The following is a 19353-nucleotide window of genomic DNA, read 5'->3' as shown; positions in this document are numbered from 1 at the left end:
TCACGGGTGCGGCAGCCGGTACGGTCGTCACGTCAGTAGCGCGGCGGTCAGGCCGCAGCCGAGCGAGGGAGGGGACGGATGAGCGCCCAGCCTGTCCACCACGCGTCGAGCGGGCCCCGGGTGCCCGTCAGTATCGACGGCATCGCGCAGGCACTGCCCAGCCCGGCCGACCGCATGGCCTTCTACCGCGAGATCGGCCCCCTGGAGGACCCGGTCGAACGGGAAGCCGCGATCACCTCCTGGTGGACGAAGGCGATGGCGGCCGCGTACGGGCCCGACCGAGCCGGATTCCGAGCCGCCGTCTCCGCCCGGCTCGCCGACACCCGCCGCCCCCTGCCGGGAGCCACAGGTGAGTGACTGGCGCACCTACCTGCAGGACCAGCCGTCGAAGGCCTTGCAGGAGATCGGCGAGCGCGACCCCGCGCTCTTCGCCCAGGTCACGAACGCACTGACCCGGCTCGACGGGAGCTCGGGCGAGCCGGTGGACGAGTGGGGCGACCTGCGCAACGTCGTACTGGCCCCGGGGGTCACCGGCGAGCTCTTCGTCCACCCGGACGCCGACCCGCCCAGCGTCGACGTCCTGCGGATCGTGTGGCTGTCCCTTTCCTGACCGCCGCTGGAGTGCCCACCCCGGTTGCTCTGAGGCCCTGAGGCCTACGGCAACCGTGTTGCCTGGGGCACGGCGTGGCGGTTCAGGCCGTGGCGGATGGCGCGCGGGGAGGCTCCGAGGTCGCGGCGGCACGCCTTGTTGAAGGCCTGGAGGTCGGGCATGCCGACCGACGCCGCGATGGCGGGGATGGACAAGGTGGTGGCCTGCAGGAAGTGGCGGGCCCGCTCCATCCGCCGGGCGCGGAGGTAGCCGACGACGGTGCTCCCGGTGGCGGCACGGAAGAGCCTGGTCAGGTGGTTGTGCGAGACACCCGCCGCCTTCGCGATCTCCGCCACGCTCAGCGGCTCGGCCAAGCGCGCCTCGATCATCGCCAAGGCGGCCGCGACCGCCGGATGGGGCGCGGTGGTGCCGGCCGTGCGCGGCGGGGCCAGGTGGGCCACCCGCCACAGCGCGGCCCAGACCTCGGCCGTCGCCCGCGCCGGCGAGCTCGGCCAGGCCGACAGCGCGCTGTTCAACTGCGCGCCGAGCGGCACGAGTTCGGTTCCGGCGTCCTGGATCACCGGGATCCGGATCGGTGGGCCGGCCGATCCGAGGCGCAGGTGCACGTAGAGGTGCTCGGAGCGACCCCGGTAGCGGTAGCGCACCGTGGTGCCGGGCGGGATGAGGCTGACCCGGCCCGGGCGGATCGCGTGCGCGGTGCCGTTCACCGTCAGGTCGGCCTCGTAGCCGTAGAGATGCAGCTGCCACAGGTTCGGCAGCGAGAACACGTCCGTACGACTGGCGCAGCCGTGCACCCCGATGCCGACGGCCGCCACGCCGGGAGGCGCGTCGAGATGGGCGAGTGCTGTGTCCATGCCCGGGTTCTACCACCCCGGGCTCCGCGTACCCCCTGTCCCGGCCGCGGCCTCCGGCGAGGCGGCACATGGTGAAAATTGACCAGTGGATGGCGAACCGGGCCCACTCGCGGGGTGGTCCCGCGGCCCTAGCGTCTGTCGCCATGGACACCAAACGGATTCTGCTCGACTCGGTCCGGATGGCCCGCTTCGTGGCCCGCGGATCTCTTCGGCTGGACGCGGTCGTGCCTGCGGACCTGAACGCCGAGGCGTTGGCGGTGCTGGCGCAGGGGGTGCCGCCGGTCCCGTACGGGACGCCACTGTCGCAGGCCTACGCGCCGGACTCCTTCACCGCCAGGCTGCTGGCGCTCCCGCAGGTCGACGGCGCGTTGCGCAGCCTGGTCGGCCCCGGGCCGCTCGTGGACCACCACGCCGTCCATGTGCGCGAGCCCCGCGGCGGGGAGGCGCAGCCGTTGCACGCGGACGCCATCATCGACGTTCGGCCGGACGCTTTCGACGTCCAACTGATGTACTACCCGCAGGCGGTGACGCTGGAGATGGGCGGCACCCTCAGCGTCCCCGGCAGCCACCTGCGCCGGATCAACGAGTCGGACACCGGCCGTTACCAGAACCTTCGTGGCCAGGACCGACTGGTCTGTCCGGCCGGGACGGTGGTGTTCGTACACCACGGCCTCTGGCACGGCGGTCGCCGCAACGACAGCGACACGACCCGCTACATGTACAAGATCCGCTTCAATCCGACGGTCCGCCAGCGACTCCTGTGGGACACCTCGGACCTGCACGATCCGCGCGTGCGCTCCGAACTGGACGTCGTGTTCCCCTGGTACGAAGCCGCCACCGGGCGTCTGGAGCGTTACAACCGCGCCCTGCTGTGGCGCGAACTGACCGGCGACCCCGGCTTCGACCTCGACCACTGGGTGACCAGGGTCTCCAACCGGCCCCAGGAGGCAACGGCATGACGGTCGACTCGCCCGGGGCCACGGTCCCCGCTCCCGTGCTCCGCCAGCAGGTGCTCGTGCTGTACCTGCTCACCTCCGCGCTGGACTCGGAGGTGGTCGGCTGGTCGCGGTACGACGGCACCGGCCGCACCTCTCCGACCACGGGAGACAGCGCGGAGCCGCCCTACGGCACCGGACTCGACGCGCTCAGGGACGGCTGGCGGCTGATCCAGGCCGCCCAGCTCGTCCCGCCGTACCCGGGCCACGAGTACGACGTCTCCTTCCTCAAGCACGAGTTCTTCTTCGAGCGGATCGAGACGCTGCAATCCGGCCCGTGAAGGGTTCCGGGGCCGCTCCGGGCTCACGGGGGTGTCGGTCCTGCCGGGTAGCATCCGGCCGTGCTCGGCCGCCTGGCCGAGCACGGTGGCGCACAGCGGGGGAAGTCGGGTGTCGGATTCGATCTGGTCGGTGCTGGCGGAGAGCGAGCGTGAGCAGTGGGAGCACACCGTGCTCCAGGACCGTGGCCTGGACGAGGAGATTCGCTTCTCCCAGGAGGGGACGTACAGGGTCCTCGCCGCCCCGGCGTGGGTCGAGCGCCTGGGCGACACCCCGGAAGGCCCGCTTCCCGCCCGGGAGTGGCACAGCAACTGATCGGTGCGCGGCCGGCAGCGTCGTCAGGCGGGTCAACCTGCCATGCAGGACGGGTAGTTCTTCGTCGGCGTGATCCAGCCCCTCAGTCCGCCTCGCCCTGGCGCCGCTGCTCGCGCTCCTCGAACCGGCGCTCCAGGTCCTCGTGCCAGCGGGCCGCGTTGCTGCCGTCCAGCTGACCGGCGAACGCCCGGTAGGCGGCCGGCACCAGGGCCCCGCGGTCCGCGGGCTCCGCCGAGGCGATCGCCCACAGCGCCTCCGAGGTGTCGTTGTCCAGCCCGGTGCAGGAACGCACTCCCCCGCCCGCGACCACTCGCTCCAGTTCCGCGTGGAAGCTCTGCCGCAACTCCTGCTCGGTCGGCCACCTGTGGCGCATCCCGGTCCCCCGTCGTCGTCGAGCTCGAACTCCCCGTCCTACGGCAACGACTCGGTGGCCCGGGCCCTTGGTTCCACGCACCGGCCCGGAACAGGCGCTACCGCGTGGTGAAGGCGCCTCCGTTGACGTGGATGGTCTGGCCGGTGACGTGCCGGGCACCTGGGGAGGCGAGGAAACAGGCGGTCTCGGCGATGTCGTCGACGGTGCCCGGTCGTTTGTTGTGCGTCTCCTCCACCAGCGCGCGGTGGCGTTCGTCGCTCAGTTGGCCGCGGAAGAAGTTGGTGCCTGCGATGTAACCCGCGGAGATGACGTTGCAGGTCACACCTTGGGGAGCGAGCTCGGCGGACAGCGAGGCGTTCCATGCGGCCAGAGCGGCCTTGGCCGCGCCGTAGGAGCCGCCGCGGCGCTCGGCGCCGATCGATCCGATGCTGATGACGGAACTGCCGCCGGTGAGCCTGTTCTGGACTGCGGCCGTGGTCAGCACCGCGGTGAGCAGGTTCTGCGCCAGGTTGGCCTGCCACTGGGCGAGCAGCGCGTCCAGGGATGCTCCGTCGCCTGATGCCGTCTCGGGTAGGCCGCCGGCGGCGTTGACCAGGACGTCCAGCTCCCCGAGGCGGGCGGCGAGCGATGCGACCTGCCCCGGGTCGGTCGCGTCACAGACGACCCCGTGCACCCCCAGTTCCTTGGCGGTCAGCTCGACGGTGTCGGCGTGACGGCCGGTGATGAACACCTGTGCCCGGTCGCCGGCGAACCTTTGGGCGATGGCACGGCCGATGCCGCTGGTTCCTCCGGTGACGACCACGGTGCGGGTCATGGTTCCTCCTGTCCGATGCTACGTTTAGACCTAAACATAGCCGAGGCTGACAAGGAATCACATCGTGGCCGACGCCGCTGCAGCAGAGGACCCGGCACCCGCCCATTCCGCCACCGAGATCGCCGCGGCCTGGCGACGGGAGCGGCCGGGCACTCCGACCGAGTCGATCGAGATCGTCACCCCCATCTGGTGGCTGGCCAAGCTCTTCACCGACGACCGCAGCCGGGCTCTGCGGGACGCGGGGATCGACGCGGCCACCCTCGACCTGCTCTCCGTCATCCGCCGCTCAGGCCCGCCCTACGCCCTCAGCACCCGCGAGCTCGCCCGGCGGACGCTGGTCACCGCCGGCGCGATCTCGCAACGCGTCGCCCGGGCCGAACGCGACGGCCTCGTCGAACGGGCATCGGCGGGCACCGGCCGTCGAACCGTCCTGGTGAAACTCACGACCGAAGGCCATGCGCTCATCGAGCGCTCCGTCGACACCGTGCTCGGTCGGGAAGCCACGCTCGTCAGTTGCCTGTCGGACGACGAACGCATCACGCTCATCGCGATCCTGGACAAGCTGATGGCCGATGTCCGACGACGCACGACCCGCGAGGAGGGCTGAGCCTCCGAAGGCCGCACCACCGTCCGTGCAGCCGGTCGGGGCGGCCCCTTTCAGGGCTTCCGTCGACTGTCGTCGTCCGCCGGCTCGCGGCCGCGCGAGCGGTGCCGACGCAGGAACCAGACCAGCAGGGCGACGGCGACGATCGCGGCGATCGTGATGGCGGCGAGGCGGCCGACCGTGCCCTCCACCCTGGTGTAGGCGGCTCCGGCGAAGTAGCCGAGCAGGGTGAAGCCGACGCCCCAGGCGATCCCGCCGAGGGCGTTGTAGAGCAGGAACCGGCGGTACGGCATGCGGGACATCCCGGCCAGCGAGGGCACCAGCGGGCGGAGGAAGGCGATGAACCGGCCGACGAAGACGGCCACCGGCCCGCGCCGGCCGATCAGGTCCTGCGCCCTGCCGACCTGCTTGGCGTGGCGCTGCAGCGGACGGGTGCGGAGGATCGCCGGACCGAGGTGCCGGCCGATCTCGTAACCGGCGGAGTCGCCGAGGATGGCCGCGCAGACCACCACCAGGACCATCCAGCCGAGGGAGGCCCTGCCCTGGTGGGCGAGGAAGCCCCCGAGGACGGCGGCGGACTCGCCGGGGATGAAGAAGCTGAAGAACAGGGCGTCCTCGGTGAAGACCATGCCGCCGACGACCGCGTACACGACCGGGCCGGACAGGCCGCGCAACCAGTCGGTGATCGAGTGCATCGGCCACACCTCGCCGGCGATCGGGCCCCTTTCCGCCCCAATGTAACGCTTGCGGCCAGGTCAACCTCGTCGGGCGGGGAAGGGGCCCGGGCGGGGAAGGGGCCGCCGAGTGCCGGCGGGGTGCCGGCGGGGTGCCGGACGGAGACGCCGGGGCCGTCAGCGGGTGACGGTCACCACCAGCGCGCTGAGTGCGCCCTCGACCGGGCCGGTGCCGAAGCGGGTGGCGATCGCCGCCGCGGCCGTCCGGATCGCCTCGTCCAGGGTGTGCGTGCCCCGGGCCTCGATCTCGTCGCGCAGCGGGGTGCCGCCGCACAGGGCCGTCGCCGCGTCCTCGGGCGAGTCGGCGCGGCTCCGCGCGGCGAGGGTCTCGATCCGCGGGGCGCTCGTGAAGCCGCCGTCCGCCACATCCCGCGCGATCGCGGCGGGGTCGTGGTAGCCGTACGGAACACGGCTCAGGAAGTCGGGCGGGTCCCCGGGGAAGAGCCCGCCGACCGCCGCCTCGGCCATCGCGGGGAAGTCGTTCGCCGCGATGTCGTCCCACACGCTGAGCAGCAGCACCCCGCCGGGGCGCAGCACCCGCAGGGCCTCGCCGAAGGCGCGCGGACGGTCGGGGAAGAACATGTACCCGAACTGGCAGACCACCGCGTCGCAGGAGCCGTCCGGGAAGGGCAGCGCCATGGCGTCCGCCTCGACCCAGCGCACCGGCCGGGCGAGCGGCACGGCCCGCGCGCGGTCGAGCATCGCGCCGCTGAGGTCGGTCGCGGTGACCGAGGCGTCCTGCGCCAGGACGGCGGCCAGCTCGCGGGTGAGCGCGCCGGTGCCGGCGGCGGTCTCGATCACGTCCCGGGGGCGGCGCAGCGCCAGGCGCCGGGCCAGCTCCTCGGCGTAGGGGCGGAAGAGCAGCGGGACGAGGTACCGCTCGTAGACGTCGGGGACCGCACCCTCGAAGGACATGCCGTCGTCCCTCCCCTCGCTTCGGGGCATCCGGCCGGGACTCCTGGGCCCCGCCGCCGGGCCCGTAGTCGGACCCGGATGGTGCGAGTGTGGCACGCCCGCGCGCACCCGGCCTGTCGGTCCGCTGCTCTGCCCGCACGGCGTCCCCGGCAGGCGGCCTCGTCCGGGCCGGTGCGGGACCGGTCCGGGGCCGGTTTCGATCGCGGGCCGCTGACCTGCTAGTCTTCATCCCGTCGCGAGGGAAATGATTTCTCGTCAGGCGTCAGCGGTGCTACCAGAGCACGTCCTACTTTCAGTAGGAAGAGTCCGTGCAACCCGGGCCTGGCGCTCCACACCGGGCGAGGCCCGGCACCCACCCGGGTGCCGGGCCTCGCTCGTTTTCACTCAGAAGTGCGACGGCACGTACGTGTAGCAGTAGTTCCAGCCGCCGTAGTACTGGTCGCCGTCGAGCAGCAGGTCGCCTCCGGTGTCCCTGCCGACGATGCCGTCCTGCGTCCTTCCGTCGATGCCCTGGTACCACCGGACCCAGCTCTTGGTGTTGGGTCCCCACACGCCGTCCTCCGCGAGCGGGCGCCCCTTGCCGTGACCGGCGGCCACGTCGTTGACCAGGTGCTGCACGCACCAGACGCCGTGGCTGTTGTTGCCGTAGCCGTCCCCGATGTACCCCGCGCTCGGGGATGCCTGCGCCGGCCCGGCGCACACCCCCGCACCCAGCAGCCCCGTGACCATCAGCACGGCCGCGCGCTTGCCGATACGGTCCAGCCTCATGCCAGTTCCTCCATCGCAGTGTTCGGACAGGTGCCTCGGCGGTGACGAGCGGACACCACCGCCTGATTGCCGCCGCCCGTCGCCCACGGTGCTTGTCCTGATCGCCCGTGTCCCGGCGTCGTCGGCGTTGCCATACTCGTGAGAACCGTGCGCGACCGGCCATCCGTTCGGCCCAGGCCGAACGACGCGGCCGTCGGACATCACCGAGAAGGAGCCTGCAGTGCTGCGATTACACTTCTCCGCCGACGACCTCCTCCGGGTCGCATTCGTCCCCGCTCCCGCGCCGATGATGGAACTCGCGCTGGCGGTGGCCCAGTTGCAGCGACCGCCCCGGCCCTGCGATGCGGGTCGGTGGCAGCAGGCCGCACGCCGGGCCTTCCCCGTGGCAGGGCGGCCCCTGCTGGACCTGGTGCCTGCCTCCGGCGCAGGGCCGATGTTCCTCGACCCGGTCAGCCCCGACTTCGGCTCCGGCCTCGACCTGGTCCTGCACACACCGGCCGCCACCATACGAACCGACCTGGACCACGTGTGTCCCGCATCCCGCCCGGTCACGCCCTTCACCCGCGCCCTGGTGGGCCGCGACAGTGCGGGCCTGCACCTGCTCGAATCCGCCCTGCGCACGACGTGGACGGCTCTGCTCGCCCACCAGTGGCCGCGGATCGAGGCCGCTCACGACGCGGAGCTCGCCTGGCGCACACGCATCCTGGCCCATCAGGGCCTTCACACCGCCCTCGCCGGCCTCGTACCCGGCGGCCACTGGGAAAGCAGTTCGACTCTGGCGTACGACCGACCCGGCGACGTCGACGTCCGGCTGACCGGCCACGGGCTGCGGGTACTGCCGTCGGTCCTCTGGAAGGGCCGTCCGATCATCGCCCACCACACTGACGCACCCAGCGTCCTGATCTACCCGACGGCGGCGGCACCCCTGCGATTCACCGGGGAGGACGAGCCCGACGACCCGTTGGGGACGCTGCTCGGCAGCACGCGCGCCGCAGTCCTGCACCTGCTGACCGCCCACCGCACCACCACGGAGATCGCCCGCGCGCTCGACATCAGCAAGGCATCCGCTTCCGAACACGCCAGAGCACTACGGCACGCACGCCTGATCACCTCCCGCAGGGCGGGCAAGGCGGTGTTCCACACCTGCAGCAGCCTGGGGCTGCAACTGCTCACCTCCACCGACCCCCCACCCGCACCCCCGCGCGGCGCGAGGTTCGACAGACGACCGCAGGACAGCACGCCCTGAGACCCCGCCCGGTGCCCCACCACGACGGACGCCGCGTCCGCCCTCCGCCCCCGGGGGCAGACAGGCCTCGTGGTACCACCCCGGTCGCGGGCCTTCCGGCCTGACCTGCGAGGATCTGCGCCATGACGACCGAAACACGCCGCTCCGCGGGAACCAGAACCCTCTCCGACACCCTGCTCTCGGTGCTCGGCATCCGGCGGCTGAGCACCGAGAAGGACCTGGCCGATCTCCGCGCCGGTACCACCCTGCAGGTGTTCTGCTCCAGCCCGACGCTGGGCACGGTCAAGATGCTGTCGGTCGGCAAGGGACGCACCGTTCCGCACGCGGCGGCCGGCCTCCTGTACCTCGCGGCCGAGACGGTGACCTGGCGCAACCGGCGCACCGGCGAGACCGTCGCCCTCCGCGGCCCGTTCCACCTGTCGCCGTCGGAGCAGCGGACGCCGCACCCGAAGATGGCCCGCTTCGACCTGTCGGCGAGCGGCGAGCAGCACGTGATCGTGATTCCCAAGGCCGACGTCGCCCTGGTCACGCAGGTGCTGGAGGGGTCGGACCGGTAGCACGGCACCCTCTCCTCTCCTCGCCTCACACCTGCCGCACCACTCGCCCCCGGATTCCTGACGGCGGCAGGTATCCGTGGTGGCGCGAGTCGATGCCGGCCGCGGTGTTGCCGCCGAGTGCGAGGAAGTAGCCGCGCGGAACCACGGTCCCCCGGCACCGGCCGAGGAGCGGGGCGGCCACCGGCTCGCCGGGGACGGCCGCAACCCGCTTGATCATCCAGGGAGTTGCGGCCGCAGGTCGGTCCCGTCCAAGAGCACGTCGGGGCCGCACAGACTGATGAAGTCGGCTGCCGGCCGGCCGGATCCATAGTGCTGAACCGCGGTTTGACCGTGGACAACTGCACTATCTTCTGATCAAGGCACTTTCACCTACGGGGGATCACCGCATGGGCAAGGACGAGATCGAGCACATCCGGACCGAGCGGCCGACTCCGAGGTCCGCGCGGGCGCACGTCCTGCCCAATCTCGACCTCTTCGTGAAGCTGTGTCACCATCTGAGCCCCAACGTGAAGGACTGATCCCTCCGCCGTGGAACAGCTGACGGGGCAGGACCCCACACACATCGGCCCCTACCGTCTGATCGCCCGCCTGGGTGAGGGCGGAATGGGCCTGGTCTATCTCGGCCGGTCCGACCTCGGCCGGACGGTCGCCGTGAAGACCGTGCAGGCCGAACACGCCCACCACCCCGAATTCCGCAGGCGGTTCACCCGCGAGGTCGCCGCCGCCAGGCTGGTGGGCGGGGACTGGACGGCCGCCGTCCTGGACGCCGACACCGAGGCGGCCGTGCCCTGGGTCGCCACCCAGTACATCCCCGGTCCCGACCTGACCACCGTGGTCGGCAAGGGCTACGGGCCGCTGCCCGAGCACTCGGTGCGCACCCTCGCCAACCGCCTGGCCCTCGCCCTGCAGGCCGTGCACCAGGCGGGGCTGATCCACCGCGACCTCAAGCCGTCCAACGTCCTCGTCACCGTGGACGGGCCGCGCGTCATCGACTTCGGCATCGCCCGGGCGCTCGAAAGCATAGGCGGGGACAGCCTGCTCACCCGCACCGGCATGCTGATCGGATCGCCTGGCTTCATGTCCCCCGAGCAGGTCCGGGGCCGTGAACTCACCGCTGCCAGCGACGTGTTCTGCCTGGGCGCGGTTCTCGTCTACGCCGCCACCGGCCGCCTCCTGTTCGGCGCCACGGACACCGGCCTCAACGCCCACCTCTTCCGGATCGCCGAGGAGGAGGCGGACCTCACCGGCGTACCGGACTCGCTCGTCGATCTCGTCCGCGCGTGCCTGGCCAAGGACCCGGCGGCGCGGCCCACGCCCGCCCAGGTGGTCGAGCGCACGCAGCCGGACCGAGTCGGTGAGTGGCTGCCGGGGCCGGTGCTGGCCCACATCGGGCGCAAGGCGGCGGAACTGCTGGACTTCACCCCGCAGAACCGGGGCCCGCAGCCGTCTCCGCACGGGCACACCGCCCCCGCTCCCGGCCAGGAGACCTCGTACCCCCTGGCGCCGCCCGCGTACGGCCCGCCCGCGTACGCGCCCACCGACCCGGCGCACGCCGGGCCCCCGCCGGGATACGGACCGCCGGCACCGCCGCCGGGCCCGAACCTGCGGCGCGGGTGGGCACTGGCGATGGCGACGATCGCACAGCTGGCCGTGGCCCTCGCCACGTCGACCTCGACCGTGCTGCTGTACGACGTCATGCGCGATCTGGACGCGGACAGCTCGTCCGCGCAGTGGATGGACACCGGCCACTTCCTGGCCTTCGGTGCGCTGCTGTTCCTCGGCGGACACCTGGCGGACCTCATCGGCCGCAAGACGACGCTGCTCATCGGCCTGACAGGGTTCACCCTGACCACCGCGGTCCAGGTGTGGTCCACCGAGCCCGACACCATGCTCTGGGCCTACACCGCCCAGGGCGTCTTCGCGGCCCTGAGCACCCCGGCCTCGTTCGCGCTGGTCGCCGTCCACTTCACCGGGTCGAGGGCCCGTACGAAGGCCTTCGGGCTCTACTCGCTGGCGGCCCTGGGCGGTTCCGTGCTCGGCCTGTTCCTCGCCGTGCCGCTCGCCCAGTACACGACGTGGCGCATGTCCCTTTACGTCATCATCCTGCTGGCCCTCATCGCCCTCGCCGGCACGGCCGCCCTGGTCCGTGACCTGCCCGACCGCACGCCGGCCGGATTCGACGCGCTGGGCGCGCTGCTGAGCACGCTGGGGGTCGCCTCCGTCGTCTTCGCCCTCGACCGGTCGCCGGCGCTCGGCTGGGACACTCCGCTGCCGCCCCTGTGCCTGGCCGGCGGTGTCGTCCTGATGGCGGCCTTCTTCCGGCGGCAGGGCAGGACACCGGGCGCCGCGATCCTGCCGGCGTACGGGACCGGGGCCCTCGGGCGCCGCGGCGCACTGATCGCCCTGTGCCTCAGCGGGTTCGCCCTGGAGTCGGCGGTGCCGTCGCTGGCCGAGTTCCTGTGGTCCGTCGGGCCCGGACCGGGGCTGGTGGCGTTCGCGGTCACGGCCGGCTCATTCCTCACCGGCTCCCTGCTCCTCGCCGCCCCGCTGCTGCCCCGCGTCGCGTTCCGCGCTCTGCTGGTACCGGGGTTGGGGCTCGCGGCGGTCGGTGTCCTGCTCATCGGCACGGGCCCGGAATCCCCCGCCGGGGCCTGGTCCGGCCTGATCTGCCTCGGCGTCGGACTGGGCACGGCCGCCACCCTGCTCTATTCGGCGATCACCGAAGGCATCGTCGCGCACGACTGCGGCGGCCGGGCGGCCCTCGCCGTCACGGGCCAGGAGCTGGGCGGTTCGGCCTCCGCCGCCCTGCTCGGCGGGACGGTCGGGCTGGAATCCGGCGGACACACTCCCGTGGCCCTGTACCTGTCGGCCGCGGCCCTGCTGATCGCGGCGCTGGTCGGGGGGCTGATGGTCAAGGGCCCGGAAAGCGCCCTGACCGCCCCGGCTCCGCGCGACCACCTGCGGAGGTAGCCCGAGATCGGCCGCCGAGGCGGCCGTCCGCCGGCCCTCGGCCCTCGGCCCTCGGCCGCGAGATCCACCCGCGACCGCAGCACACCGCAAGGGGCTCCGGACCCGGTCCGGAGCCCCTGCCCGGTGCGGTGCCCGCGGCGGTGCCACCTCCCAGCTCCTCCCGTGCACCCGGTACGGGCCCATGTCCCGCCCCCGTTCCCGTTCCCGGTCGGCCTGCCGGTTCGTCCGGGGTCAGTAACCGCCTGCGACCGGGCCGTCCAGCTGGTCGCGGTCGACGTTGAGCGTCACCCCGCCGTACGTCTCGTCGGCGCTGCCCCGGTACTGGTGGATGCGCTGGTGGCCGGTCCACAGGTCGTCGGGCAGCCCGGCCTGGCCGGTGGTGGTGGGCCTCCCGTCCCAGCGGGCGTACCAGATCGCGTCGGGCACCGGGGACCGCCCGGCCCGGACGGCGGCGACGAGGTCCGCGATGCCGGAGTTCATGCTGGAGTAGAAGCCCGACCGGTACCCGGCCTCGTGCAGGGCCGTGGTCCAGCCGGCGGTGAAGTCGACCACCGCCCGGCTGCACACCGCGTCGCCCACCGGGTACCCCTCCATGTCGAGGTACACCGGGCTGCCCGGCCCCAGGCCCAGCGTCCGCAGTGCCTGCGCCGCCTCCTGCGCCTCCTCCTCGCCCTGCGCCTCGGCGCGTGCCGGGTCGATCCGCAGCGGTTTGTCCGGGCGGTCGGCGCAGGGTGCCTGGAGTCCGACGTGGGTGGGCACCAGCTTCCACCCCATCGAGCGGGCCTCGGCGACCCACTCCGGCGTCAGCCGGTCCTGCGAGCAGTGGCGCTGGCCTCCGCTGCTGTAGATGTTCACTGCCCCGTAGGGCGAGGCGGTGCGCCAGGCGGACAGGGCTTCCAGCGGCGGCGCCGAGCAGGCGTCGAATCCGGCCCCGGTGAACCGGTACTCCGGCAGCGGCGCGGCGAGGGGCCGGGGAACGGGCGCGGGCTGGGTGACGGGAACGGGCCGGCGGGCCCGCTCCGGTGCGACGGGGGCGGTGCCGTGGGCGGTGCCGGGGAGCATGACGAGCAGGGCCGCTGCGGGGAGCGCGGCGAGGGAGGGTAGACGCATTCCCCCAGTTCTAGCCGTCGTCGGGGCCGTCTCCGCGTCACGGTGCCGTCGTGGCGCGCCCGTTCATCCGCATTCGCGACACCGCCGGCTCCGAACGTCGGGCACGCTGTCGAACGAGCCGGCGTCACTCCTGGGCGGCGGCCGCCTCGGGGAGGCCGGCCTCGGGGGTGGGCCGTGCGTCGTCCGCCGGGGTGCGCGAGGTGTCGGGGGCGCGGTGGAGGAGGCTGAGCAGGCCGCCGACGGCGAGGGTGACCAGCACGCCGACCGGGACCAGCCACTGCGCCGCGATGGCGGTGGGAACGGTCCCGGCGGCCGTGGTGACGTCGATCTTCACCTCGCGCACGAGGTAGGTCATCACGGCGACGGTGGCCAGGAAGGCGAGGACGGAGTCGGCCTCGTTGGCGCGCCGTACGAGGCGGCCGAGCAGGAAGGCGCCGAGCAGTGCGCCGTAGGTGTAGCCGGCGATGGTCAGGCCGGTGAGGTAGACGTTGCCGGTGCTGGTGCTGAAGGCGCAGGCGAAGACGGCCATCAGTGCGGCCCACGCCAGCGTCATCACGCGGGCGAGCCTGAGCAGGAACTCCTCGGAGGGGGTCCGGCGGAAGAAGCTGTGGATGATGTCGGCGACCGTCGAGTTCGACATCGAGTTCAGGGCCGAGGACAGCGAGCCCATGGCGGCGCCGAGGATGCCGGCGACGAGCAGGCCGGAGACCACCACGGGCAGCCCGTGCAGGATGAAGTCGGGGTAGAGGTTGTCGGAACTGCCCAAGCCGAGGGCCTTGAAGCTCTTGCCCTCGTTGTAGGCCCACAGCAGGGCGCCGACGAGGGAGAAGGCGGCGAACTGGAGGGTGACGAACACGCCGGAGGCGATCATCGCCTTCTGGCCGTCGCGCAGGGTCCGGGTCGCGAGGATGCGCTGGACGATGAGCTGGTCGGAGCCGTGGCTGGCCATGGCGAAGATCGCGCCGCCGACGATCGCGGTCGGCAGGGCGAACGGGCTGGTGAGGATGTGGTCGAGGCCGAAGTCGGTGTCGAAGAGCCTGAACCGGCCGGCGTCCAGGGCGCGCGCGTAGCCGTCGGCGCCGACGTGGCCGGACAGCACCGCGACGGCGAGGAGGGCGCCGCCGAGGTACAGGCCCATCTGGATGGCGTCGGTCCAGATGACGGCCTTGATCCCGCCGAGGTACGTGTAGACGACCGTGATCAGCGTGAGCACGATGATGATGGCGCGGTAGCCGGTGTGCACGCCGAACTCTCCGAGCAGCAGTTTGATCGGGATCGCCGAGGCGAACAGGCGCACGCCCTCGGCCAGCAGCCGGGTGACGACGAAGGTCACCGAGGCGAGCCCCTGGAGCCTGGGGCCGAACCGGCTGCCCAGGTACTGGTAGGCGCTGACGAAGCCTCCACGCTTGTACAGGGGGATCAGCGCGGAGGCCACGACGGTGCGGCCGATGACGTAGCCCAGGGCGAGTTCGACGTTGCCGAAGCCCTGCCCGCCGTAGGCGCCGCCGGGCACGCTGATGACGGTCAGCACGCTGGTCTCGGTGGCCACGACGGAGAACGAGACGGTCCACCACGGCAGGTGGCCCTCGCCGACGAAGTAGTCCTTCGACGTCCTCTGACGACCTGCCAGCCGCAGCCCGATCACGGCGATGGCGACCAGGTAGACGACGACTACGAGAAGGTCGAGTTGGCGCACGCTCACTCCCAAGCGACAGCCGGCGGGGGTGTCCGCCTGTCCCAGGGTAGAAGCATGCTGCCGCGCCTGCCGGGCTTGTCCGGCGAACCTCCGGGGACGGGTCGGTCCGTCCGGGTCCGTCCGTCCCGCTGTCCCGCCGTGCCGCTGACGGCCGGGCTCGCACCCCGCACCGCCCCGTCGCCCCGGATCGCGGTCACGCTCCTCCGGGGCGACGGGGCGGAGGGTCCTCAGGCGAGGAGGACCCTCAGGCGAGGAAGGCGAGGATGCGCTTGGTCACCTCCTCGGGGGCCTCGACGAAGGGGAAGTGACCCACGCCAGGGAGCAGGACGCTGTCCGAGCCGGCGGGCAGCAGCCGGAGCAGGTCCGCCATCGCTTCCTCGTCCATCACCGGGTCCTCGCTGCCGTGGAGGTAGAGGGTCGGCTGGGCGGGGAGTTCGGCGAGCAGCGGGCCCATTTCCCACTGGTCGGTGCCGAAGGTCGCGGCCGGGAAGTTCTGGCGGTAGAGGCCGAGGCCGAGGCTCAGGTTCTCGGGGGCGCGCAGGGCGTTCTTGCCGGCCTCGCGGTAGGCGGTGGTGTCGAGCTCCGGGTTGGCGAAGCCGCTCCAGTGCTGCCACAGCCAGTCGATGTAGGCGAAGTCGTCGACCGGCACGATCTGGTCGGCGATGCCCATCTGGAAGAAGTAGAAGTGGCTGTTCTTGTGGATCTGCACCGGGTCGGCGGCCTTGCGCTCGTAGAAACGCAGCGGCGGTACGTCCGCCACCACGACCTTCGACCAGCGCTCGGGCGCGTGCACCGACGCGCCCCAGGTGGTGAACCCGCCCCAGTCGTGCCCGATCAGGACGGCGTCGGCGCCGCCGCCCAGGGCCTCGTGCAGGGCGTTGGCGTCGGCGATCAGGTCGGCCAGGCGCATGCTGCCGTCGGACGGGACCGCGGAGGGCGCGAAGCCGCGCATGTACGGGGCCACCGCCCGGTACCCGGCGGCGGCCAGAGCCGGCATCAGGTCGCGGAAGATGTCCGGGGTCTCCGGAAATCCGTGCAGCAGCAGGGCCAGCGGGCCCTCGCCCTGCTCCACGTAGGCGAAGTCGATGCCGTTCGCGGTGATGTGCTTGATGTCCACGGTTCCTCGTTCCCTCTTGCGGTGTTCGGTCCCGCCCTGCGCCGAAGGCAGACGGGTGGCAGGTTCGGTCGTCGCTTCGCCCCAGGACTGGACCTGACTGGAACGAACGCTCTAGTGGGGTAAACCTAGCACGGACTAGAACGAACGATCTATCTAGTCCGATGGGCAGTCGACGGCGGATGCCGTGGCTCCGCCGTCGGCCGTGCTCGTCGTACGTGCTCGTCGGGCGCGCTCGTCGGACGTGCTCGTCGTACGTGCTCGTCGGGCGCGCTCGGTCAGAGGCTGCCGGGCCCACCAGGCCCGCCCGGCCGGTCGAGGGCATCGCGGAGGAACGTGGTGATCTCCGCCGCTGCCGCCTCGGCCTGCGGCACCACCGCCGGCATGCTCAGGAAGGCGTGCGTGGTCTCCGGGAACTCGGTCAGCCGCGCGGGCGTCCCGGCGGCACGCAGGCGCTCGGCGTAGCGGCGGCCGTGGTCGGCCAGCGGGTCATGGGTCGGCACCACCACCAACGCCGGTGCCAGGCCGGCGAGTTGGTCGGCGTGCAGCGGGGACAGCGCACGGGGGTCGTCCCCCGAGGGGACGGCGAGCCGCTGCAGCAGCCGCAGTTGGGGCACGGTCAGGGTCGGACTCTGGGCGTACTCGGCGACCGAGGGGTGGTCGAACATCGCCCCGGTGACGTCGGCAAGGGGGTTGACCAGCACCTGGGCCCGCAGCGGCAGGCCGGCCTGCCGGGCGCGGACGGCGGTCAGGGCGGTGATCAGGGCGCCGCAGCTCTCGCCGAAGACGGCGATGCGTGTCGGGTCGATGCCCCGATGGGCGGCGTGCCGCACCAGGTGGTCGAGCGCGTCCCAGCCGTCGTCGACGGCGGCCGACAGCGGCGTGTCGGGGGCGAGCAGGCGGTGCTCGACCGAGACGACGAGGGCCGGCAGCCGGGCGGCGAGACGGCTGGTGATCCAGTCGCACTGCACCGCCGTGCCCACGAATCCGCCGCCGTGGACGTGGAGTACGAGGGGCAGGGGCTCCGCCCGGTCAGCTCGTTCGGCGCGATCGGCGCGATCGGCGCGGTCGGCGCCGCGCTCGCGGACCGGCCGGTGGACACGCACCGGCAGGCGGCGGCCGGGCAGCGCCAGCTCCTGCCAGTCGACCGCGGCACCGGGGTCCGGCATCCCGGTGATCGCCCGCATCGCCGGCGACGCCCGCCTGTGGTTCTCCGCCTCGCGATAGGCGGCCAGTTCCTCGGCCGTCATCGCCTCCCAGTCCCGTTCGCCCCCCAGTGCCTGCTGCCGTAACCCGCCTCCGCTCGCCGACGGCTGCCGCGTACCGCTGGTCTCGTTCATACCTTCTCCTCCCCGCATGCCTTCTTCTCCCCGTATGGTGGCGCCACCTCAGGTTTCGCTACCTCAGGTATCGATACCTAAGGTAGCGGAACTCGCTAGGGTGAGGGAATGACTCGAACGCCTTCACCCGCCCGGCCGCCCGGACGCCCGCGCAGCGGCATCGACGCCGAGGTCTTCACCGCCACGCTGAGGACGGTTCAGGAACTCGGCTACGCGCGCGCCACGGTCGAGCGCATCGCCGCCGCGGCCGGCATCGCGAAGACGACGATCTACCGCCGCTGGCCGTCGAAGGGCGCGCTGATCGTGGACTGCCTCCTCGACGCCTTCGGCCCGGCACCGCTCAGGGAGGGCGCCGACCGGGCCGAGCTCATGACCGCGACCATCCGCTGGATCGCGGCGAAGATCGGCGAACCCGGGGTGGGCGACGCGTTCGCGGGCGTGTTCAGCGACGCCGTCAGCGACCCGGCCCTGCGCGAGATCCTCTCCACCCGGCTGCAGGACCCCTACCGCCTCGCCCTCCAGGACGCGCTCGACGAGCCGGAGAACAGGGTCCTGTTCTTCATCGACGCCGTCGTCGGCATCCTGCTCCACCGGATGGGCATGACCGGCGAACCGATGGTCGACGCCGATGTCGACGCCCTGGTCGCGATGGTGCTGCCGCACTTCGCCCGGAGCGACCGCCCGGCCTGACGACAGCGTCCGCCCCGCCTGCTGATCACTGATCACTGATCACTGATCACTGACGATCCACCATTCACGACTCACGAGAAGCTGGAGGCGCCGTGCCGCGCTCCGAACCGCTGCCGCGTACCGTCCGTCTGCTGTTACTCGCCCGGGTCGTCAACCGGCTCGGGGCCTTCTCGCTGCCCTTCCTCACCGCGCTGATCAGCACCGACCACGCCGCGAGCCTGACCACCGCCGGCCTGGTCAGCGCCGCCTTCGGGCTCGCCACGATCCCCTCGCGGCTGGCCGGCGGCCACCTGGCCGACCGGATCGGCCGGCGCACGACCATCGTCCTCGGACTCTGCGGCTGCGCCGTCGCACAGCTGGCGATCGCGGCCTCCGCCTCGCTCACCTGGGCGGTCGCCGGGGCGGTGCTGCTCGGGCTGGCCTTCGAACTCTACGAGCCCCCGAGCCAGGCGATCATCGGCGAGTCCGTGCCCGAGCAGCACCGGGTGCGCGCGTTCAGCCTGTTCAGCGCCGCGCTCGCGGCCGGCGGCATGGGCGCCGGGCTGCTCGCCGCCCTGCTCGGCCGCTGGGACCTGCGCTGGCTCTTCGTCACCGACGCCGCCACCTGCCTGGCCTGCGCGCTGCTGATCCGCCTCGCCCTGCCCCGCGACCGCCCGGCACCGCCCGCAGCGGACGACCAGGGCGGCGACACCGCCGTACGGCCGCTGCGCGACCGGGCCCTGCTGGGCGTTCTGGCCACCGGAACCGCCTACGCCCTGATCAACCAACAGACCGTGATCGCCCTGCCGCTCGCCCTCGCCCGGCAGGGCCTGCCCGCCGCCGACGCCGGCCTGCTGTTCACCGCCGCGGCAGCCACCACCGTGCTCGCCCAGCCGCTGGTCCGGCTGCCCTGGACGACCCGGCTCACCACGCCGGTCGCACTCGCCGTCGCCCACCTGCTCCTGGCCGCAGGGCTGTCCGGCTACGCCCTCACCCGCAGCCTGCCGGCGCTGCTCGCATCGGCCGCCGTGATGAGCCTCGGCGACCTGCTGATCATGGGCCGTGTCTACGCGCGCGTCACCGACCTCGCGCCACCGGGCGGAAGCGGCCGCTACCTGGCCGTCTTCGGCACCAGCTGGGGCGTCGCCGCGACACTGGCGCCCCTCCTCGGCACCCAGCTGCTCGCCCACGCGGGGACGACCGCGCTGTGGTCCGTCATGGCCGGATCCTGCCTGCTGCTCGCCGCACTGCATCTCCGCTGCACACCGGAGTCGGCCCGGCCGCCGCGACGTCGCGCCCCAGGGCGGCGCGGGTCGGCCACGCCGGTGGCCCCGCCGGTGGCCGCGCCCGACCTGCGGTCGTGAACGACCGCGAAAGCCGTCGGCGCAGA

23 protein-coding genes are annotated in these 19353 nt (G+C 72.6%); 12 read left to right on the top strand and 11 right to left on the bottom strand.

Features of this window, described 5'->3' with window-relative positions:
- Window positions 1-78: 78 nt before the first annotated feature.
- Both BX285_RS34425 and BX285_RS34420 read left to right on the top strand, forming a co-directional pair.
- Window positions 79-357 carry a hypothetical protein gene (locus BX285_RS34425; protein ID WP_143685920.1) on the top strand — a complete coding sequence of 93 codons (279 nt, stop codon included), beginning with the start codon at window positions 79-81 and terminating at the stop codon, window positions 355-357.
- Window positions 350-610 carry a hypothetical protein gene (locus tag BX285_RS34420; protein ID WP_097240976.1) on the top strand — a complete coding sequence of 87 codons (261 nt, stop codon included), beginning with the start codon at window positions 350-352 and terminating at the stop codon, window positions 608-610. The genes BX285_RS34425 and BX285_RS34420 overlap by 8 nt, the downstream gene beginning before the upstream one ends.
- 44 nt (window positions 611-654) lie before the next feature.
- On the opposite strand, the gene BX285_RS34415 is transcribed toward BX285_RS34420, so the two are convergent.
- The gene (locus BX285_RS34415; RefSeq protein WP_121179456.1) at window positions 655-1464 is read right to left on the bottom strand and encodes a helix-turn-helix domain-containing protein; all 810 of its coding nucleotides are present in this window, start codon (window positions 1462-1464) and stop codon (window positions 655-657) included.
- A 143-nt stretch (window positions 1465-1607) separates the two neighbouring features.
- Here BX285_RS34415 and BX285_RS34410 point away from each other — a divergent pair, with 143 nt between their 5' ends.
- The 3 genes from BX285_RS34410 (at window position 1608) to BX285_RS34400 (ending at window position 3053) form a co-directional block, all read left to right on the top strand.
- Window positions 1608-2423, top strand: a complete 816-nt coding sequence (locus BX285_RS34410) for a phytanoyl-CoA dioxygenase family protein (RefSeq protein WP_183107334.1) — start codon at window positions 1608-1610, stop codon at window positions 2421-2423.
- On the top strand, window positions 2420-2740 hold the full coding sequence (locus tag BX285_RS34405) for a hypothetical protein (protein WP_097240978.1): 321 nt from the start codon (window positions 2420-2422) through the stop codon (window positions 2738-2740). The genes BX285_RS34410 and BX285_RS34405 overlap by 4 nt, the downstream gene beginning before the upstream one ends.
- Window positions 2741-2849: 109 nt before the next feature.
- Entirely contained in the window at window positions 2850-3053 is a 204-nt protein-coding gene (locus BX285_RS34400; RefSeq protein ID WP_121179455.1) for a hypothetical protein, read from the top strand.
- Window positions 3054-3135: 82 nt separating this feature from the next.
- On the opposite strand, the gene BX285_RS34395 is transcribed toward BX285_RS34400, so the two are convergent.
- Together BX285_RS34395 and BX285_RS34390 are read right to left on the bottom strand one after the other, a co-directional pair.
- Window positions 3136-3426, bottom strand: coding sequence for a hypothetical protein (locus BX285_RS34395; RefSeq protein ID WP_097240980.1), 291 nt, complete (start codon window positions 3424-3426; stop codon window positions 3136-3138).
- A 97-nt stretch (window positions 3427-3523) separates the two neighbouring features.
- Window positions 3524-4240: an SDR family NAD(P)-dependent oxidoreductase gene (locus BX285_RS34390; RefSeq protein ID WP_121179454.1), complete on the bottom strand. Its 717-nt coding sequence runs from the start codon at window positions 4238-4240 to the stop codon at window positions 3524-3526.
- 64 nt (window positions 4241-4304) lie between these two features.
- Between BX285_RS34390 and BX285_RS34385 the strand changes: the two genes are divergently transcribed.
- Window positions 4305-4847 (top strand): MarR family winged helix-turn-helix transcriptional regulator, encoded by a 543-nt coding sequence (locus BX285_RS34385; RefSeq protein ID WP_121179453.1) that lies wholly within the window; start codon window positions 4305-4307, stop codon window positions 4845-4847.
- A gap of 50 nt (window positions 4848-4897) precedes the next feature.
- Here BX285_RS34385 and BX285_RS34380 read toward each other — a convergent pair whose 3' ends face one another.
- The 3 genes from BX285_RS34380 to BX285_RS34370 form a co-directional block, all read right to left on the bottom strand.
- Window positions 4898-5539 carry a DedA family protein gene (locus BX285_RS34380; protein ID WP_097240983.1) on the bottom strand — a complete coding sequence of 214 codons (642 nt, stop codon included), beginning with the start codon at window positions 5537-5539 and terminating at the stop codon, window positions 4898-4900.
- Between the two features lie 156 nt (window positions 5540-5695).
- The gene (locus BX285_RS34375; protein WP_220784021.1) at window positions 5696-6523 is read right to left on the bottom strand and encodes a class I SAM-dependent methyltransferase; all 828 of its coding nucleotides are present in this window, start codon (window positions 6521-6523) and stop codon (window positions 5696-5698) included.
- A 354-nt stretch (window positions 6524-6877) separates the two neighbouring features.
- Window positions 6878-7261 (bottom strand): peptidoglycan-binding protein, encoded by a 384-nt coding sequence (locus BX285_RS34370; RefSeq protein WP_257033222.1) that lies wholly within the window; start codon window positions 7259-7261, stop codon window positions 6878-6880.
- 220 nt (window positions 7262-7481) lie between these two features.
- Here BX285_RS34370 and BX285_RS34365 point away from each other — a divergent pair, with 220 nt between their 5' ends.
- Complete coding sequence (locus tag BX285_RS34365; RefSeq protein WP_097240985.1) at window positions 7482-8507, top strand: helix-turn-helix transcriptional regulator; 1026 nt, start codon at window positions 7482-7484, stop codon at window positions 8505-8507.
- Between the two features lie 122 nt (window positions 8508-8629).
- A complete protein-coding gene (locus BX285_RS34360; protein WP_097240986.1) occupies window positions 8630-9064 on the top strand; it encodes a hypothetical protein in 435 nt (144 codons plus the stop codon).
- 25 nt (window positions 9065-9089) lie between these two features.
- Here the strand turns inward: BX285_RS34360 and BX285_RS34355 are convergent, their stop codons facing one another.
- Complete coding sequence (locus BX285_RS34355) at window positions 9090-9281, bottom strand: S26 family signal peptidase (protein ID WP_097240987.1); 192 nt, start codon at window positions 9279-9281, stop codon at window positions 9090-9092.
- Between the two features lie 169 nt (window positions 9282-9450).
- On the opposite strand from BX285_RS34355, the gene BX285_RS38920 reads away from it, so the two are divergent.
- Together BX285_RS38920 and BX285_RS34350 are read left to right on the top strand one after the other, a co-directional pair.
- Window positions 9451-9582, top strand: a complete 132-nt coding sequence (locus BX285_RS38920; RefSeq protein WP_257033223.1) for a hypothetical protein — start codon at window positions 9451-9453, stop codon at window positions 9580-9582.
- Window positions 9583-9592: 10 nt separating this feature from the next.
- The gene (locus BX285_RS34350; RefSeq protein WP_121179451.1) at window positions 9593-12034 is read left to right on the top strand and encodes a bifunctional serine/threonine protein kinase/MFS transporter; all 2442 of its coding nucleotides are present in this window, start codon (window positions 9593-9595) and stop codon (window positions 12032-12034) included.
- Window positions 12035-12265: 231 nt separating this feature from the next.
- Here the strand turns inward: BX285_RS34350 and BX285_RS34345 are convergent, their stop codons facing one another.
- The 4 genes from BX285_RS34345 to BX285_RS34330 all read right to left on the bottom strand — a co-directional run bounded on the left by BX285_RS34345 (window position 12266) and on the right by BX285_RS34330 (window position 17204).
- Window positions 12266-13144, bottom strand: a complete 879-nt coding sequence (locus BX285_RS34345; protein ID WP_121179450.1) for a DUF1906 domain-containing protein — start codon at window positions 13142-13144, stop codon at window positions 12266-12268.
- 124 nt (window positions 13145-13268) lie between these two features.
- Window positions 13269-14840 carry a sodium:solute symporter gene (locus BX285_RS34340; RefSeq protein ID WP_097240990.1) on the bottom strand — a complete coding sequence of 524 codons (1572 nt, stop codon included), beginning with the start codon at window positions 14838-14840 and terminating at the stop codon, window positions 13269-13271.
- Between the two features lie 244 nt (window positions 14841-15084).
- Window positions 15085-15957 carry an alpha/beta fold hydrolase gene (locus BX285_RS34335; protein ID WP_097240991.1) on the bottom strand — a complete coding sequence of 291 codons (873 nt, stop codon included), beginning with the start codon at window positions 15955-15957 and terminating at the stop codon, window positions 15085-15087.
- Window positions 15958-16232: 275 nt separating this feature from the next.
- Window positions 16233-17204, bottom strand: a complete 972-nt coding sequence (locus BX285_RS34330) for an alpha/beta hydrolase (protein WP_398901852.1) — start codon at window positions 17202-17204, stop codon at window positions 16233-16235.
- A 198-nt stretch (window positions 17205-17402) separates the two neighbouring features.
- Here BX285_RS34330 and BX285_RS34325 point away from each other — a divergent pair, with 198 nt between their 5' ends.
- Both BX285_RS34325 and BX285_RS34320 read left to right on the top strand, forming a co-directional pair.
- Window positions 17403-17984: a TetR/AcrR family transcriptional regulator gene (locus tag BX285_RS34325; protein ID WP_097240993.1), complete on the top strand. Its 582-nt coding sequence runs from the start codon at window positions 17403-17405 to the stop codon at window positions 17982-17984.
- Between the two features lie 92 nt (window positions 17985-18076).
- Complete coding sequence (locus tag BX285_RS34320) at window positions 18077-19327, top strand: MFS transporter (RefSeq protein ID WP_259470957.1); 1251 nt, start codon at window positions 18077-18079, stop codon at window positions 19325-19327.
- Window positions 19328-19353: the final 26 nt, after the last annotated feature.

It is taken from the genome of Streptomyces sp. 1114.5, assembly GCF_003635085.1.
Lineage (GTDB): Bacteria > Actinomycetota > Actinomycetes > Streptomycetales > Streptomycetaceae > Kitasatospora.
Note: the sequence above shows the minus strand (reverse complement) of the source record. Positions and strands in the feature narration are given on the sequence as shown.

Coding starts and splice junctions, on each gene's coding strand:
- BX285_RS34425 (WP_143685920.1), top strand. CDS start 79: ATGAGCGCCCAGCCTGTCCACCACGCGTCGAGCGGGCCCCGGGTGCCC.
- BX285_RS34415 (WP_121179456.1), bottom strand. CDS start 1,464: ATGGACACAGCACTCGCCCATCTCGACGCGCCTCCCGGCGTGGCGGCC.
- BX285_RS34410 (WP_183107334.1), top strand. CDS start 1,608: ATGGACACCAAACGGATTCTGCTCGACTCGGTCCGGATGGCCCGCTTC.
- BX285_RS34405 (WP_097240978.1), top strand. CDS start 2,420: ATGACGGTCGACTCGCCCGGGGCCACGGTCCCCGCTCCCGTGCTCCGC.
- BX285_RS34395 (WP_097240980.1), bottom strand. CDS start 3,426: ATGCGCCACAGGTGGCCGACCGAGCAGGAGTTGCGGCAGAGCTTCCAC.
- BX285_RS34390 (WP_121179454.1), bottom strand. CDS start 4,240: ATGACCCGCACCGTGGTCGTCACCGGAGGAACCAGCGGCATCGGCCGT.
- BX285_RS34380 (WP_097240983.1), bottom strand. CDS start 5,539: ATGCACTCGATCACCGACTGGTTGCGCGGCCTGTCCGGCCCGGTCGTG.
- BX285_RS34375 (WP_220784021.1), bottom strand. CDS start 6,523: ATGCCCCGAAGCGAGGGGAGGGACGACGGCATGTCCTTCGAGGGTGCG.
- BX285_RS34370 (WP_257033222.1), bottom strand. CDS start 7,261: ATGAGGCTGGACCGTATCGGCAAGCGCGCGGCCGTGCTGATGGTCACG.
- BX285_RS34360 (WP_097240986.1), top strand. CDS start 8,630: ATGACGACCGAAACACGCCGCTCCGCGGGAACCAGAACCCTCTCCGAC.
- BX285_RS34355 (WP_097240987.1), bottom strand. CDS start 9,281: ATGATCAAGCGGGTTGCGGCCGTCCCCGGCGAGCCGGTGGCCGCCCCG.
- BX285_RS38920 (WP_257033223.1), top strand. CDS start 9,451: ATGGGCAAGGACGAGATCGAGCACATCCGGACCGAGCGGCCGACTCCG.
- BX285_RS34345 (WP_121179450.1), bottom strand. CDS start 13,144: ATGCGTCTACCCTCCCTCGCCGCGCTCCCCGCAGCGGCCCTGCTCGTC.
- BX285_RS34330 (WP_398901852.1), bottom strand. CDS start 17,204: ATGACGGCCGAGGAACTGGCCGCCTATCGCGAGGCGGAGAACCACAGG.
- BX285_RS34325 (WP_097240993.1), top strand. CDS start 17,403: ATGACTCGAACGCCTTCACCCGCCCGGCCGCCCGGACGCCCGCGCAGC.